This is a genomic window from Streptomyces sp. CB02959 (assembly GCF_002803155.1).
Classification (GTDB): Bacteria; Actinomycetota; Actinomycetes; order Streptomycetales; family Streptomycetaceae; genus Streptomyces.
In genome coordinates this window covers 460,273-474,040 of the sequence record NZ_NNBP01000001.1, presented here as the reverse complement: position 1 = coordinate 474,040, position 13,768 = coordinate 460,273, and the positions used below count along the sequence as shown (strand labels likewise).

Here is a 13,768-nt window from a genome sequence, read left to right as displayed (position 1 = left end):
GCCCGCTTGAGACCTTTCGCACAGATCCGTACCGCGTACGAAGATTCCTCCGGCCCGTACGGCGCGGCGAAAGCCCTGGTGAGAGCCGCCTCCGTGGTCGCGCGCCGGCTCCGGGCGCCGCCGCTTTCTAAGAAAACGCTCAGAACTCGCTGTGCAACCCTTCCGGGCAGCCTCCCGTCTGACTAGGCAATCAGCTGCCTGTGGCAGGGGGACGGCCAGGAGCAGTCGACCGACGAAGGACTGAGGAACAGATGGCGCAGAGCGACGGGACCGCGGGGACGGCCGGAGAGCGGGGCCCCGCCCTGCGTGCCAGCGGCCGGCGGCGCAAGGCCCCCACCCGGCGCCGCCGGGCCCTGACCATCACGCTGTGCGCGCTGGTCGGCGTCGTCCTGCTCGGCGGTGCCGGGCTCGGCTACCTCTACTTCAAGTTCAACGGCAACCTCACCGGCGTCGACATCAACGCCGCCCTCGGCAAGGACCGTCCGCAGAACGTCGACAACGGCTCGATGGACATCCTCGTCATGGGCTCCGACTCCCGCTCGGGCAAGAACGCCTCCTACGGCAAGGACGAGGGCGGGGCGCGCTCCGACACCGCGATGGTCGTGCACGTCTACAAGGGCCACCAGAAGGCCAGCGTCGTCAGCATCCCGCGGGACACCCTGGTCACCCGGCCCGCCTGCACCAAGGACGGCCGGACCGTCCCCGGGCAGCATCGGGCGATGTTCAACACCGCCTTCGAGGTCGGCGGGCCGGCCTGCGCCGTCAAGACCGTCGAGTCGATGAGCGGGATCCGCATGGACCACTTCGTCGAGGTCGACTTCACCGGCTTCAAGAAGCTCATCGACGCCCTGGGCGGGGTGGACATCACCACCACCAAGGCGATCAACGACAAGTACAGCCACCTGCACCTGCAGCCCGGCAAGCACACCCTCAACGGCGAGGACGCCCTCGGCCTGGTCCGCACCCGGCACGGCGTCCCCGGTGGCGACGGCAGCGACCTGGGCCGGATCCAGCTCCAGCAGACCTTCGTCAAGGCGCTGATGAAGCAGGTCCGCAGCGTCGGCGTGCTCACCAACCCGGCCAAGCTCTACGACATCGCCGACACCGCCACCAAGGCCGTCACCACCGACACCGACCTCAACTCGGTCACCGCGCTGACCGGCCTGGCCAAGGAACTCGGCGGGATCTCGTCCGACAACATCGGCATGGTGACGCTCCCGGTGGCCTACGACCCGGTCAACCCCGACCGGGTGCTGCCCCTGGCCGCCCAGGGCCGGAAGGTCTGGGACGCGCTCCGCCACGACCAGGACATACCCAAGGCCGCGATCAAGGGTTCCGCAGGTGACAAGGGCGGTACGGCCAACTACGTCAAGTAGTCGCAATCGCCCCCGAACCGCCCGGGAATAGTGGTGGCCGTACCCCGGTTTTGGGAGATACGGCCAGTGCTGGCAGACTGGACCGTCGGCCCCGGTTCACGTGACGCAATCCGTGCCACGACCCGGTGCACTCCCGAACCTAGGAGAATCCCTTGAAGCGCGACATCCACCCGGAGTACGTCGAGACCCAGGTCAGCTGCACCTGTGGCGCGTCCTTCACCACCCGTAGCACCGTTGCCGGCGGCAGCATCCGCGCCGACGTCTGCTCCGAGTGCCACCCGTTCTACACGGGCAAGCAGAAGATCATGGACACGGGCGGCCGCGTGGCCCGCTTCGAGGCCCGCTTCGGCAAGTCCGCCGCGGCCGCCAAGAAGTAGCGACCCGCAAGGCGCCGGTCTCCGGTCGCCCCCGGACAGGGGGGACCGGACCGGCGTCTTTGTCGTCCGGACCCTCTGCCTCCCGGCCCGGGTCCGGCCCGCCGCACAGCGGCAACGGGGCACAGTCACCCCGCGAAGCCACACCAGCAGTCAGCAGAGGAACACACGATGTTCGAGGCGGTCGAGGAACTGGTCGGCGAGCACGCCGGCCTCGAAAAGCGGCTGGCCGACCCCGCGGTCCACGCGGACCAGCGCGAGGCCATGCGGCTCAACAAGCGCTACGCGGAGCTGACCCCGATCATCGCCACGTACCGTGCCTGGAAGCAGACCGGCGACGACATCGAGACCGCTCGGGAACTGGCCGCGGACGACCCGGACTTCGCCGACGAGGTCAAGGAGCTGGACGTCCGCCGCGGGGAGCTCACCGAGAAGCTGCGGCTGCTGCTCGTCCCGCGCGACCCCAGCGACGACAAGGACGTCATTCTCGAGGTCAAGGCCGGTGAGGGTGGCGAGGAGTCCGCGCTGTTCGCCGGCGACCTGCTGCGGATGTACCTGCGGTACGCCGAGCGGGCCGGCTGGAAGACCGAGATCCTCGACGCCAACGAGTCCGACCTCGGCGGCTACAAGGACGTCCAGGTCGCGGTGAAGACCAAGGGCGGCGGCGGTGCCACCGAGCCGGGACAGGGCGTCTGGGCGCGACTGAAGTACGAGGGCGGGGTGCACCGCGTCCAGCGGGTGCCCGCCACCGAGTCGCAGGGCCGGATCCACACCTCCGCGGCCGGCGTGCTGGTCACGCCGGAGGCCGAGGAGGTCGAGGTCGAGATCGGCCCCAACGACCTGCGGATCGACGTCTACCGCTCGTCGGGGCCGGGCGGCCAGTCCGTCAACACCACCGACTCCGCGGTCCGGATCACCCACCTGCCCAGCGGCATCGTGGTGTCCTGCCAGAACGAGAAGAGCCAGCTCCAGAACAAGGAGCAGGCACTGCGCATCCTCCGCTCGCGGCTGCTGGCCGCGGCCCAGGAGGAGGCCGAGCGGGAGGCGTCGGACGCCCGGCGCAGCCAGGTCCGCACGGTGGACCGCTCGGAGCGCATCCGCACGTACAACTTCCCGGAGAACCGGATCTCCGACCACCGGGTGGGCTTCAAGGCGTACAACTTGGACCAGGTGCTCGACGGCGAGCTGGACCCGGTCATCCAGGCGTGCCTCGACGCCGACGCGGCGGCCAAGCTCGCCGCCGCCCAGTAAGACCGCAAGACCCAGGACGTATCGGCTGGAGGACCAGTGAACCTGCTGCTCGCGGAGGTGGCCCAGGCCACCCAGCGGCTGGCCGACGCCGGCGTGCCCTCACCGCGTTTCGACGCGGAGGAGCTGGCCGCGCATGTGCACGGCGTCAAGCGCAGCCAGCTGCACACGGTCCCGGACGCGGACTTCGACGCCCGCTACTGGGAGGCCATCGCCCGCCGTGAGGCGCGTGAGCCCCTCCAGCACATCACCGGTCGGGCGTTCTTCCGCTACCTCGAACTCGCCGTCGGGCCAGGGGTGTTCGTGCCCCGCCCGGAGACCGAGTCGGTGGTCGGCTGGGCCATAGACGCGGTGCGCGCCATGGACGTCGTCGAACCGCTGATCGTCGACCTCTGCACCGGTTCCGGGGCGATCGCCCTCGCCCTGGCGCAGGAGGTCCCGCGGTCGCGGGTGCACGCCGTGGAGCTCTCCGAGGAGGCCCTGGCCTTCGCCCGCAAGAACGTCGAGGGGTCCCGCGTCGTTCTCCACCACGGCGACGCGCTCACCGCGCTCCCCGAACTGGACGGGCAGGTCGACCTGGTGATCTCCAACCCGCCGTACATCCCGCTCACCGAGTGGGAGTACGTCGCCCCCGAGGCCCGTGACCACGACCCGGAGCTGGCGCTGTTCTCCGGCGAGGACGGCCTGGACACCATCCGGGGCATCGAGCGGACCGCACACCGCCTGCTGCGGCCCGGCGGCGTGGTCGTCGTCGAGCATGCCGACACGCAGGGCGGGCAGGTGCCGTGGATCTTCAACGAGGAGCTGGGCTGGGCGGACGCGGCCGACCACCCCGACCTCAACAAGCGGCCCCGCTTCGCGACCGCGCGCCGGGCGACGCCATGAGCCGCCCCGCTCCGGCGCGGATGCAGCCGATGCATCCGCAGTATTCGTTCCGCGTAACCGTTCCGCACGAGGAGGACCGCTAATGGCACGGCGATACGACTGCAGCGACGCGACCGACCGCGCGACCGGCCTGCGTGAGGCCGCCTCTGCCGTCCGCCGCGGCGAGCTGGTCGTGCTGCCGACCGACACCGTCTACGGCATCGGTGCGGACGCCTTCAGCCCGGAGGCCGTCGGCGACCTGCTGGAGGCGAAGGGCCGCGGCCGCGGGATGCCCTCCCCGGTCCTGGTCGGGTCCCCCAACACCCTGCACGGCCTGGTCACCGAGTTCTCCGAACAGGCCTGGGAACTGGTCGACGCGTTCTGGCCGGGGGCGCTCACCCTCGTCGCCAAGCACCAGCCGTCGCTGACCTGGGACCTGGGCGAGACCCGCGGCACGGTCGCCGTGCGGATGCCGCTGCACCCGGTCGCGATCGAGCTGCTCAACGAGTTCGGCCCGATGGCGGTCTCCAGCGCCAACCTCACCGGCCACCCGTCGCCGCAGGACTGCGACGCCGCCCAGGAGATGCTCGGCGACTCGGTCTCCGTCTACCTCGACGCCGGCCCGACGCCCGCCGCCGTGCCGTCCTCGATCGTGGACGTGACCGGCAAGGTGCCGGTGCTGCTGCGCGCGGGCGCGCTGAGCGCCGAGGAGCTGCGCAAGGTCGTCCCCGAGCTCGAGGTGGCGAATTGATGCCGCCCCCGGGGCGTGGCATAGCGGGACCAGGCGACGACACCCGGTCCGCCCCTGCGGACCCCACGGCCTGTTTCCGGATCCTCCACGTCAGCACCGGCAACGTCTGTCGCTCGCCGATCACCGAACGGCTGCACCGCCACGCCCTGGAGGAGCGGCTCGGCGACGTCCGCCGCTGCGGGCTGCTCGTGGAGAGCGCGGGCACCTGGGGCCATGAGGGCGCCCCGATGGAGGCGCACGCCGCGACGGTGCTCGCCGACTACGGCGCGGACCCGGCCGGCTTCATCGGCCGCGAGCTGCTCGACGAGCACGTCATCCGGGCCGACCTGGTGCTCACCGCCACCCGCGACCACCGTGCCCAGGTCATCTCGATGGGGCACTCCGCCGGGCTGCGGACCTTCACGCTGAAGGAGTTCAACCGCCTGGTTCGCGCCATAGATCCGGCCACACTGCCGGCGCCCGACCTGGACCTGCCGGACGGCGGACTGGTCGAGCGCGCCCGTGCGCTGGTCGGCGCGGCCGCCGCGCTGCGCGGCTGGCTGCTGGCCCCCAACCCGGAGTCCGACGAGGTCTACGACCCCTACGGCGCACCGATCACGTTCTTCCGCTCCATCGGCGACGAGATCAACCGCGCGCTCGATCCGGTCGTCACGGCCCTGACCGGGGTCCCGGCACCGGCGTAGCCCGGCGCACCCGGCGTACCGCGGAGTAGGGTCCGGCGCGGAAGGCCCGGAGAACGGCCCTGGAGGCCCCTGTGCGGCCCGTGGGCCGGTCCCGGGACCCCGATGCCCCGCCCACCGCGCCCGATCCCCGTGCCGCGCCTACATTGGGATGGGGGCCTGCCGGGCGATCAGGGTTCGGACGGGCCCCGGGGGCACGGCAGACGTGCCCTGGTCCCCGTACGAGGCCCGGAGCCAGCGATGCCCGCCACCACCGCGTCATCCCGCCGTACGTCCCCCGCCGACCGCACCGCTGCCGCCGAGCCCCGGATGGCCGCGGCGGCCGAAACCGCGCAGCAGCAGGCGCGGACCGCCGCCCGCGACGAGCTCACCCGGCCGCCCGGCTCCCCGGACTTCGCCGCACTGCTGAACCAGGATCCGGAGATCGCCGGCATCCTCCTCGCGGAGAGCGCCCGGCAGAGCGACGGACTCCAGCTCATCGCCGCCGAGAACTTCGCCTCACCCGCGGTCCTGGCCGCCCTCGGCTCGCCCCTGAGCAACAAGTACGCCGAGGGCTATCCGGGCGCCCGGCACCACGGCGGCTGCGAGATCGTCGACCTCGCCGAGCGGATCGCCGTGGAGCGCGCCAAGGCACTGTTCGGCGCCGAACACGCCAACGTCCAGTCCCACTCGGGGTCTTCGGCCGTGCTGGCCGCCTACGCCGCCCTGCTGCGCCCCGGCGACACCGTCCTGGCGATGTCGCTGCCGCACGGCGGGCACCTCACCCACGGTTCGCCGGCCAACTTCTCCGGCCGGTGGTTCGACTTCGCGGGCTACGGCGTCGACGAGGAGAGCGGACTGCTGGACTACGAGGCGATCCGGGAACTGGCTCGCGAACGCCGGCCCAAAGCCCTGGTCTGCGGCTCGATCTCCTACCCGCGGCACATCGACTACGCGGCGTTCCGCGACATCGCCGACGAGACCGGCGCCTACCTCATCGCCGACGTGGCGCACCCGATGGGCCTGATCGCGGGCCGCGCGGCGCCCAGCCCGGTCCCGTACGCCGACGTGGTGTGCGCGACCACCCACAAGGTGCTGCGCGGGCCGCGCGGCGGGATGATCCTGTGCCGGGCGCGGCTGGCCGAGCGCATCGACCGCGCGGTGTTCCCGTTCACCCAAGGGGGTGCCCAGATGAACGCGGTCGCCGCCAAGGCGGTGGCGTTCGCGGAGGCCGCCCGGCCGGCGTTCCGGACCTACGCCCGCCAGGTGATCGCCAACGCCCGGGCGCTGGCGGAGGCGCTGGCCGGGGAGGGCCTGACGGTCACCACCGGCGGTACCGACACCCACCTGATCACCGCGGACACCACCCCGCTCGGCGTGGACGCGCGCACCGCCCGCGGCCGGCTGGCCGCCGCCGGGATCGTGCTGGACACCTGCGCGCTGCCGTGCGCCGGAGCGCCCGCGGCCTCCGGGGCCTGCCCGACCGGGATCCGGCTGGGCACCGCGGCGGCGACGACCCAGGGGATGGGGGAGGCCGAGATGCACCGGATCGCCGAGCTGATCGGGGCGGCGCTGCGGCAGGACGGTGCGGCGCGCGCCGCGGTCGCCGGGCTGGTCGGCAGATTCCCGCCCTATCCGGATCAGGGCTGATCCGGGCGGGCCCCGGAACCGCCCGCGGGGCGGCGGCGTCGTACCTGGTGTTCCCCTGTATTCACGGCGAGGGGTCGGACACGCATAAGGTGTGGGGCTGTGATGGCCAGCTATCTCTATGGGGCAGCCCGTGCGTGAATACCTGCTGACGCTGTGCGTCACTGCCGCGGTGACCTACCTGCTGACCGGCCCGGTGCGGAAGTTCGCGATCGCGGCCGGTGCGGTGCCGGAGATCCGCGCCCGTGACGTGCACCGCGAGCCGACTCCTCGGCTGGGCGGGATCGCGATGTTCGGCGGGTTGTGCGCGGGGCTGCTGGTCGCCGCGCACCTGACCAACCTCAAGAGCGTCTTCGAGACCAACGAGCCGCGGGCGCTGCTGTCGGGCGCCGCGCTGATCTGGATCCTCGGCGTGCTGGACGACAAGTGGGGCGTGGACGCGCTGGTCAAGCTGGGCGGCCAGATGATCGCCGCGGGTGTGATGGTCCTCCAGGGCCTGACGATCCTGTACCTCCCGGTCCCCGGCATCGGCACGGTCGCGCTGACGCCGATGCAGGGCACGCTGCTGACCGTCGCGCTGGTCGTCATCACCATCAACGCGGTGAACTTCGTGGACGGCCTGGACGGTCTGGCCTCCGGCATGGTCTGCATCGCCGCGGCCGCGTTCTTCATGTACACGTACCGGCTCTGGTTCGGTTACGGCATCGAGGCGGCCGCGCCCGCCACCCTGTTCTCGGTCGTCCTGATGGGCATGTGCCTGGGCTTCCTGCCGCACAACATGCACCCCGCGCGGATCTTCATGGGCGACTCGGGATCCATGCTGATCGGCCTGGTGATGGCGGCCGGCGCGGTCTCGCTGACCGGCCAGGTCGACCCGGACCTGCTCAACCAGAAGGCGGGCGGTCTGCGTGAGGCGACCCACGCGATGGTGCCGGTCTACATCCCGCTGCTGCTGCCGCTGACGATCATCGCGGTGCCGGTCGCGGACCTGATTCTGGCCATTGTGCGACGGACCTGGAAGGGCCAGTCGCCGTTCGCCGCGGACCGCGGGCACCTGCACCACCGGCTGCTGGAGATCGGCCATTCCCACAGCCGCGCGGTGCTGATCATGTACTTCTGGTCGGCGCTGATCGCGTTCGGCGCGGTGGCGTACTCGGCGAACGACGCCAGCATGTGGATCGTCCTGGGGATCGTGCTGCTCAGCGCGGTCGGCCTGGTGCTGCTCCTGCTGCCGCGCTTCACCCCGAGGGCCCCGCTCTGGGCCCAGCGGCTGGTCCCGCCGCGGTACCGCCGGGTCGTCCGCGGGCCGGTGTCCGGGGACGAGGCGGCGTCGGGCGGTGCGACCGACGAGGCGGCGGGGGAGGAGCCCCGGACGCCGATTCCGGCCGGCATCCACGGCGCCACGGCGATCGGCGACCGGTCACGTTTCGTGGACCGCCGGAAGGCGGGGAGTCATCGTTGAGGCACCGCGCTGTCGCCCGAATGTGCGTTGAGAATCGGGATGGTTGACCCCATACCAGACAATCGACGGCCCGTCAGTGCACCTATGGGCGCCTTCACTCTCACGTGTGACAGGATCCACACGAACCAGGTAAAGACCTCATCAAATAGTTTGTGATACCGTTCACGAAACCCGGCGATAGAGCCGAAGGGCCGTAGTGCGACGGTCCTTTGGCCACAGGTTCTTCCTCAGGCCGGGTCTACGCTCGTCCCTGACGACATCACCCCCACCCATTGCCGGAGCGCCACCATGCAGTCGAATGACGCCCGACTACTTCTCCACGCCGCTGTGCCCACCGTTGCCGCCGGCGCCATCGCCGTTGCCGTGAGCGGTGTGATCGCGGGTGCGACGGGAGCGATCGGCGCCGTCATCGGCACCGTCCTGGTGGTGCTGGTGATGGGCGCAGGACTCATCGTCCTCCAGCAGACCGCGAAGAAGCTTCCGCAGTTGTTCCAGATGATGGGGCTGCTGCTGTACACCGTGCAGATCCTGTTCGTGGCGGTGTTCCTCATCGTCTTCAAGGACACAACGCTCTTCGACACCAAGGCATTTGCGTTCAGCCTGCTCGCCGCCACCCTCGTGTGGATCGCCGCCCAGACGCGCGGCCATATGAAGGCGAAGATCCTGTACGTGGACCCCGACTCCGCAGAGGCCAAGACGGCCAAGACGGCGGGGTCGCCGACGTGACTCGTAGGGCCGAGATAAACGGCCTCATGCGGGCCTGCTATCGTCCGGTGCCAACTGCGGCGCTGATGGCGCAGGCGGCTGAGCTCCCGGAGTCCACGAACAGGAACGGGAAGTTCTCGCGGCCGATGCCTGTGATCCGGTCCGGCCTAGTGCCGACCAGCCGCCCCCTAATCCGTAACACCAGTCCAGTGCCGCTCCGTGGTTCAACGCCGCGCCGACACAACGAGGTTGCCGTACCCATGCGCCACGCTGAAGGAGCTCGCGGTGAGTGCTGAAACGATGCTCGCCTTCGAGACCGATTGCCACATCTTTTCCGGGTGCGGCTTTGATGCTCCCGGGCTTCATAACTTCGTCTTCGAGCCGCTCTTCACCATCGGTGGCTTCGAGTTCAACAAGCCGATGCTGCTGGCTCTGCTCAGCACGGTCGTTGTTGTGTGGTTCTTCTGGGCTGCATTCGGCCGGGCAAAGGTTGTGCCCGGAAAGCTCCAGATGATCGGCGAGGCGGGCTATGACTTCGTGCGCCGCGGGCTCGTCTACGACGCGCTGGGGAAGAAGGAGGGCGACAAGTATGTCCCCTTCATGGTCTCGCTGTTCTTCTTCGTGTGGATGATGAACATCTGGTCGATCATCCCCGTCGCCTCCTTCCCGGTGACGTCGGTGATCGCCTTCCCCGCCGGTCTGGCGGCCATCGTCTACATCCTGTGGGTCTTCCTCACCTTCAAGAAGCACGGCTTCGTCGGCGCCTTCAAGAACTTCACCGGCTACGACAAGTCGCTCGGCGCGGTCCTGCCGCTGCTCATGGTCATCGAGTTCTTCTCGAACCTGATCATCCGGCCCTTCACCCACGCGGTGCGTCTCTTCGCGAACATGTTCGCGGGTCACCTGCTCATCCTGATGTTCACCATCGCCAGCTGGTACCTGCTGAACGGGATCGGCTTCGTCTACGCCGGTGCCTCGTTCATCATGACCCTCGTGATGACGGCCTTCGAGCTGTTCATCCAGGCCGTCCAGGCGTACGTCTTCGTCCTTCTGGCCTGCAACTACGTCCAGGGCGCGCTCGCCGAGCACCACTGAGCACCCCGCCTCCCACCCCAACAGCTGTCCGGTGGCCAACCCCCACCGGTATGTGAAACGAGAAGGAAGTAACGGCATGTCCGCTGCTCTCGAGATGGTCAACCACCTCGCCGCCGCCGGTGACTCCGCCAAGACCACGGTCGTCGGCAACGTCGCTGCCATCGGTTACGGTCTCGCCGCGATCGGCCCCGGCGTCGGCGTCGGCATCATCTTCGGTAACGGCACCCAGGCTCTGGCCCGCCAGCCCGAGGCCGCCGGCCTGATCCGCACCAACCAGATCATGGGTTTCGCCTTCTGTGAGGCGCTCGCCCTGATCGGCATCGTCATGGGCTTCGTCTACAAGTAAACGAAGCCACATCGACTATCCATTCAGACGGAAGGCACTGATGTGAACGCCCTGGTGAACTTGGCGGTGGAGGTTCCTGAGAACCCCCTCGTCCCGCCGATTCCAGAGCTGGTCATCGGCCTGATCGCTTTCTTCATCGTCTTCGGCTTCCTCGCCAAGAAGCTCCTCCCGAACATCAACAAGGTTCTGGACGAGCGTCGGGCGCAGATCGAAGGCCGGATCGAGGATGCCGAGGCGACTCAGGCCGAGGCCCAGCAGGTTCTCGCGGACTACCGGGCCCAGCTCGCCGACGCCCGCCACGAGGCCGCGCGTCTGCGCCAGGAGGCGCAGGAGCAGGGCGCGACGCTCATCGCTGAGATGCGCGCCGAGGGCCAGCGGCAGCGTGAGGAGATCATCGCCGCCGGTCACGCCCAGATCGAGGCGGACCGCAAGGCAGCCGCCCAGTCGCTGCGCCAGGACGTGGGCACTCTCGCCACCGAACTGGCCGGCAAGCTCGTCGGCGAGTCCCTTGAGGACCACGCCCGGCAGAGCCGGACCATCGACCGCTTCCTCGACGAGCTTGAGGCGAAGGCGGCGTCGGACGCGACGAAGGCTGAGGCCAGCCGATGAATGGAGCGAGCCGCGAGGCCCTCTCCTCCGCACGCGAGCAGTTCGACGCGCTGACGGACGACACGTCCGTCGACGCGGCGAAGCTCGCCGAGGAGCTGGCTGCCGTCACCGCTCTGCTCGACCGCGAGGTGTCGCTGCGTCGGGTCCTCACCGACCCGGCGCAGGCCGGCGAGGCGCGGGCCGAGCTGGCCCGGCGGCTGCTCGGCGGCCAGGTCGGCGAGGCCACCCTCGGCCTGGTCACCGGCATGGTCAAGGCCCGCTGGTCGCGCTCGCGCGACCTGCCGGACGCGATCGAGGAGCTGGCCTACAGCGCGGACCTCGTCGCGGCCCAGCGGGTCGACCGACTGGACGATGTCGAGGACGAGCTGTTCCGGTTCGGCCGGATCATCGCGTCCAGCGGTGAGCTCCGTCGTGCGCTGACCGACCGGAAGGCCACGACGTCCGCCAAGACGGAACTGCTGCACACGCTGCTGGGCGGCCGGACCAACCCGGTCACCGAGCGGCTGATGATCCGTCTCGTTGCACAGCCGCGGGGCCGTAGCCTGGAAGCGGGGCTCGATGCCCTCTCCAAGCTGGCGGCGGCCCGCCGGGACCGGATGGTCGCGGTGGTCACCTCCGCGGTGCCGCTCAGCGACGGACAGCGGCAGCGCCTCGGCGCGGCCCTGGCCCAGCTGTACGGCCGGCAGATCCACCTGAACGTCGACGTGGACCCCGAGGTCCTCGGTGGTGTGCAGGTCCGGATCGGCGACGAGGTCATCAACGGGACCATCGCGGAGCGCCTCGACGAGGTGTCCCGGCGGATGGCCGGCTGACCCAGCCACCAACTCAAGAGCTGCACACCCGGCGGCCGCACCCCGTACCCGCCGGACCGACAGGTCCGGCCGCGGTCCGGACGACGCCCCGGGGACAACAGCACAAGCACGACGGCGGCCCGAGTTGGGCCGTAAGCGGAACTCCGGGGGACGAGCCCCCGGACAGCCGCACGTAACTTCGGGCCCAACAAGGAGAGCAGGGAACCCAGATGGCGGAGCTCACGATCCGGCCGGAGGAGATCCGGGACGCGCTGGAGAACTTCGTCCAGGCGTACAAGCCGGACGCGGCCTCGCGCGAAGAGGTCGGCACGGTCAGCGATGCCGGTGACGGCATCGCGCATGTCGAGGGCCTGCCCTCGGCGATGGCGAACGAACTGCTGAAGTTCGAGGACGGCACGCTCGGTCTTGCGCTGAACCTGGAAGAGCGCGAGATCGGTGCGGTCATCCTCGGTGAGTTCAGCGGCATCGAGCAGGGCCAGCCGGTGCAGCGCACCGGTGAGGTGCTCTCGGTCGCCGTGGGCGAGGGCTACCTCGGCCGCGTCGTCGACCCGCTGGGCAACCCGATCGACGGCCTCGGCGAGATCGAGACCGAAGGCCGCCGCGCGCTGGAGCTGCAGGCCCCCACGGTCATGCAGCGCAAGTCCGTCCACGAGCCGATGGCCACCGGCTACAAGGGCGTCGACGCGATGACGCCGGTCGGCCGCGGCCAGCGTCAGCTGATCATCGGCGACCGCCAGACCGGCAAGACCGCCCTGGCCGTCGACACGATCATCAACCAGCGCGACAACTGGCGTTCCGGCGACCCGAAGAAGCAGGTCCGCTGCATCTACGTCGCCATCGGCCAGAAGGGCTCCACCATCGCGTCGGTCCGCCGCGCGCTGGAGGAGAACGGTGCGCTGGAATACACGACCATCGTCGCCGCCCCGGCGTCCGACCCGGCGGGCTTCAAGTACCTGGCGCCCTACACCGGCTCGGCCATCGGCCAGCACTGGATGTACCAGGGCAAGCACGTCCTGATCGTCTTCGACGACCTCTCGAAGCAGGCCGACGCCTACCGCGCCGTGTCCCTGCTGCTGCGCCGCCCGCCGGGCCGTGAGGCCTACCCGGGTGACGTCTTCTACCTGCACTCGCGTCTGCTGGAGCGCTGCGCCAAGCTCTCCGACGAGATGGGCGCCGGCTCGATGACCGGTCTCCCGATCGTCGAGACCAAGGCGAACGACGTGTCGGCGTTCATCCCGACCAACGTCATCTCCATCACCGACGGCCAGTGCTTCCTGGAGTCGGACCTGTTCAACGCGAACCAGCGTCCGGCGCTCAACGTCGGCATCTCGGTCTCCCGCGTCGGTGGCTCCGCGCAGCACAAGGCCATGAAGCAGGTTTCCGGCCGGCTCCGCGTGGACCTCGCCCAGTACCGCGAGCTGGAGGCGTTCGCCGCCTTCGGTTCCGACCTGGACGCGGCCTCCAAGGCGCAGCTGGAGCGCGGTAAGCGCATGACCGAGCTGCTCAAGCAGGGCCAGTACGCCCCGTACCCGGTCGAGGACCAGGTCGTCTCCATCTGGGCCGGCACCAACGGCAAGATGGACGACGTCCCGGTCGAGGACATCCGCCGCTTCGAGCGGGAGCTCCTCGACTACCTCCACCGGGAGAAGAAGGACCTCCTGACCAGCATCCGCGAGGGCGGCAAGATGTCGGACGACACCATCGGTGCGATCTCCGAGGTCATCGACGGCTTCAAGCGGCAGTTCGAGACCTCGGACGGCAAGCTGCTCGGCGAGGACGCCCCGGCCGGCACCGGCAAGTGACGACGGAAGGGACCTGAT

General features: G+C 70.0%; 14 protein-coding genes. All 14 read left to right on the top strand.

The genetic code is table 11. From position 1 onward, the window contains the following. Positions 1-251: 251 nt before the first annotated feature. The 14 genes from CG747_RS01895 to atpA all read left to right on the top strand — a co-directional run bounded on the left by CG747_RS01895 (position 252) and on the right by atpA (position 13,750). Complete coding sequence (locus tag CG747_RS01895) at positions 252-1,376, top strand: LCP family protein (RefSeq protein WP_100599799.1); 1,125 nt, start codon at positions 252-254, stop codon at positions 1,374-1,376. 152 nt (positions 1,377-1,528) lie between these two features. Next, positions 1,529-1,753, top strand: a complete 225-nt coding sequence (gene rpmE / locus CG747_RS01890; RefSeq protein ID WP_100599798.1) for a 50S ribosomal protein L31 — start codon at positions 1,529-1,531, stop codon at positions 1,751-1,753. Positions 1,754-1,921: 168 nt separating this feature from the next. Next, complete coding sequence (gene prfA / locus CG747_RS01885) at positions 1,922-3,001, top strand: peptide chain release factor 1 (protein ID WP_100599797.1); 1,080 nt, start codon at positions 1,922-1,924, stop codon at positions 2,999-3,001. 36 nt (positions 3,002-3,037) lie between these two features. Then, complete coding sequence (prmC, locus tag CG747_RS01880; protein ID WP_100599796.1) at positions 3,038-3,883, top strand: peptide chain release factor N(5)-glutamine methyltransferase; 846 nt, start codon at positions 3,038-3,040, stop codon at positions 3,881-3,883. 82 nt (positions 3,884-3,965) lie between these two features. Further along, positions 3,966-4,613 carry an L-threonylcarbamoyladenylate synthase gene (locus tag CG747_RS01875; protein WP_016570918.1) on the top strand — a complete coding sequence of 216 codons (648 nt, stop codon included), beginning with the start codon at positions 3,966-3,968 and terminating at the stop codon, positions 4,611-4,613. After that, the gene (locus tag CG747_RS01870) at positions 4,613-5,296 is read left to right on the top strand and encodes a protein-tyrosine-phosphatase (protein ID WP_180985345.1); all 684 of its coding nucleotides are present in this window, start codon (positions 4,613-4,615) and stop codon (positions 5,294-5,296) included. Before CG747_RS01875 ends, CG747_RS01870 begins: the two co-directional genes overlap by 1 nt. A 237-nt stretch (positions 5,297-5,533) precedes the next feature. Next, on the top strand, positions 5,534-6,922 hold the full coding sequence (gene glyA / locus CG747_RS01865) for a serine hydroxymethyltransferase (RefSeq protein WP_180985344.1): 1,389 nt from the start codon (positions 5,534-5,536) through the stop codon (positions 6,920-6,922). Positions 6,923-7,040: 118 nt separating this feature from the next. Then, complete coding sequence (locus CG747_RS01860; protein WP_100599795.1) at positions 7,041-8,381, top strand: MraY family glycosyltransferase; 1,341 nt, start codon at positions 7,041-7,043, stop codon at positions 8,379-8,381. Positions 8,382-8,669: 288 nt separating this feature from the next. Beyond that, entirely contained in the window at positions 8,670-9,107 is a 438-nt protein-coding gene (locus CG747_RS01855) for a hypothetical protein (protein WP_100599794.1), read from the top strand. A 279-nt stretch (positions 9,108-9,386) separates the two neighbouring features. Further along, complete coding sequence (atpB, locus tag CG747_RS01850) at positions 9,387-10,181, top strand: F0F1 ATP synthase subunit A (protein WP_100599793.1); 795 nt, start codon at positions 9,387-9,389, stop codon at positions 10,179-10,181. 76 nt (positions 10,182-10,257) lie between these two features. Beyond that, positions 10,258-10,527: an ATP synthase F0 subunit C gene (gene atpE / locus CG747_RS01845; RefSeq protein ID WP_016570924.1), complete on the top strand. Its 270-nt coding sequence runs from the start codon at positions 10,258-10,260 to the stop codon at positions 10,525-10,527. A 42-nt stretch (positions 10,528-10,569) separates the two neighbouring features. Next, the gene (locus CG747_RS01840; protein WP_100599792.1) at positions 10,570-11,136 is read left to right on the top strand and encodes a F0F1 ATP synthase subunit B; all 567 of its coding nucleotides are present in this window, start codon (positions 10,570-10,572) and stop codon (positions 11,134-11,136) included. Beyond that, complete coding sequence (locus CG747_RS01835) at positions 11,133-11,948, top strand: F0F1 ATP synthase subunit delta (protein ID WP_100599791.1); 816 nt, start codon at positions 11,133-11,135, stop codon at positions 11,946-11,948. The genes CG747_RS01840 and CG747_RS01835 overlap by 4 nt, the downstream gene beginning before the upstream one ends. Before the next feature lie 209 nt (positions 11,949-12,157). Beyond that, positions 12,158-13,750 carry a F0F1 ATP synthase subunit alpha gene (gene atpA / locus CG747_RS01830; protein ID WP_100599790.1) on the top strand — a complete coding sequence of 531 codons (1,593 nt, stop codon included), beginning with the start codon at positions 12,158-12,160 and terminating at the stop codon, positions 13,748-13,750. Positions 13,751-13,768 lie beyond the last annotated feature (18 nt).

Excerpts from the sequence above, each read along its gene's own strand:
- prfA (WP_100599797.1), top strand. The coding sequence starts at position 1,922 with ATGTTCGAGGCGGTCGAGGAACTGGTCGGCGAGCACGCCGGCCTCGAA.
- CG747_RS01895 (WP_100599799.1), top strand. The coding sequence starts at position 252 with ATGGCGCAGAGCGACGGGACCGCGGGGACGGCCGGAGAGCGGGGCCCC.
- CG747_RS01875 (WP_016570918.1), top strand. The coding sequence starts at position 3,966 with ATGGCACGGCGATACGACTGCAGCGACGCGACCGACCGCGCGACCGGC.
- CG747_RS01870 (WP_180985345.1), top strand. The coding sequence starts at position 4,613 with ATGCCGCCCCCGGGGCGTGGCATAGCGGGACCAGGCGACGACACCCGG.
- atpA (WP_100599790.1), top strand. The coding sequence starts at position 12,158 with ATGGCGGAGCTCACGATCCGGCCGGAGGAGATCCGGGACGCGCTGGAG.
- atpB (WP_100599793.1), top strand. The coding sequence starts at position 9,387 with ATGCTCGCCTTCGAGACCGATTGCCACATCTTTTCCGGGTGCGGCTTT.
- atpE (WP_016570924.1), top strand. The coding sequence starts at position 10,258 with ATGTCCGCTGCTCTCGAGATGGTCAACCACCTCGCCGCCGCCGGTGAC.
- CG747_RS01860 (WP_100599795.1), top strand. The coding sequence starts at position 7,041 with ATGGGGCAGCCCGTGCGTGAATACCTGCTGACGCTGTGCGTCACTGCC.
- CG747_RS01835 (WP_100599791.1), top strand. The coding sequence starts at position 11,133 with ATGAATGGAGCGAGCCGCGAGGCCCTCTCCTCCGCACGCGAGCAGTTC.
- CG747_RS01855 (WP_100599794.1), top strand. The coding sequence starts at position 8,670 with ATGCAGTCGAATGACGCCCGACTACTTCTCCACGCCGCTGTGCCCACC.
- glyA (WP_180985344.1), top strand. The coding sequence starts at position 5,534 with ATGCCCGCCACCACCGCGTCATCCCGCCGTACGTCCCCCGCCGACCGC.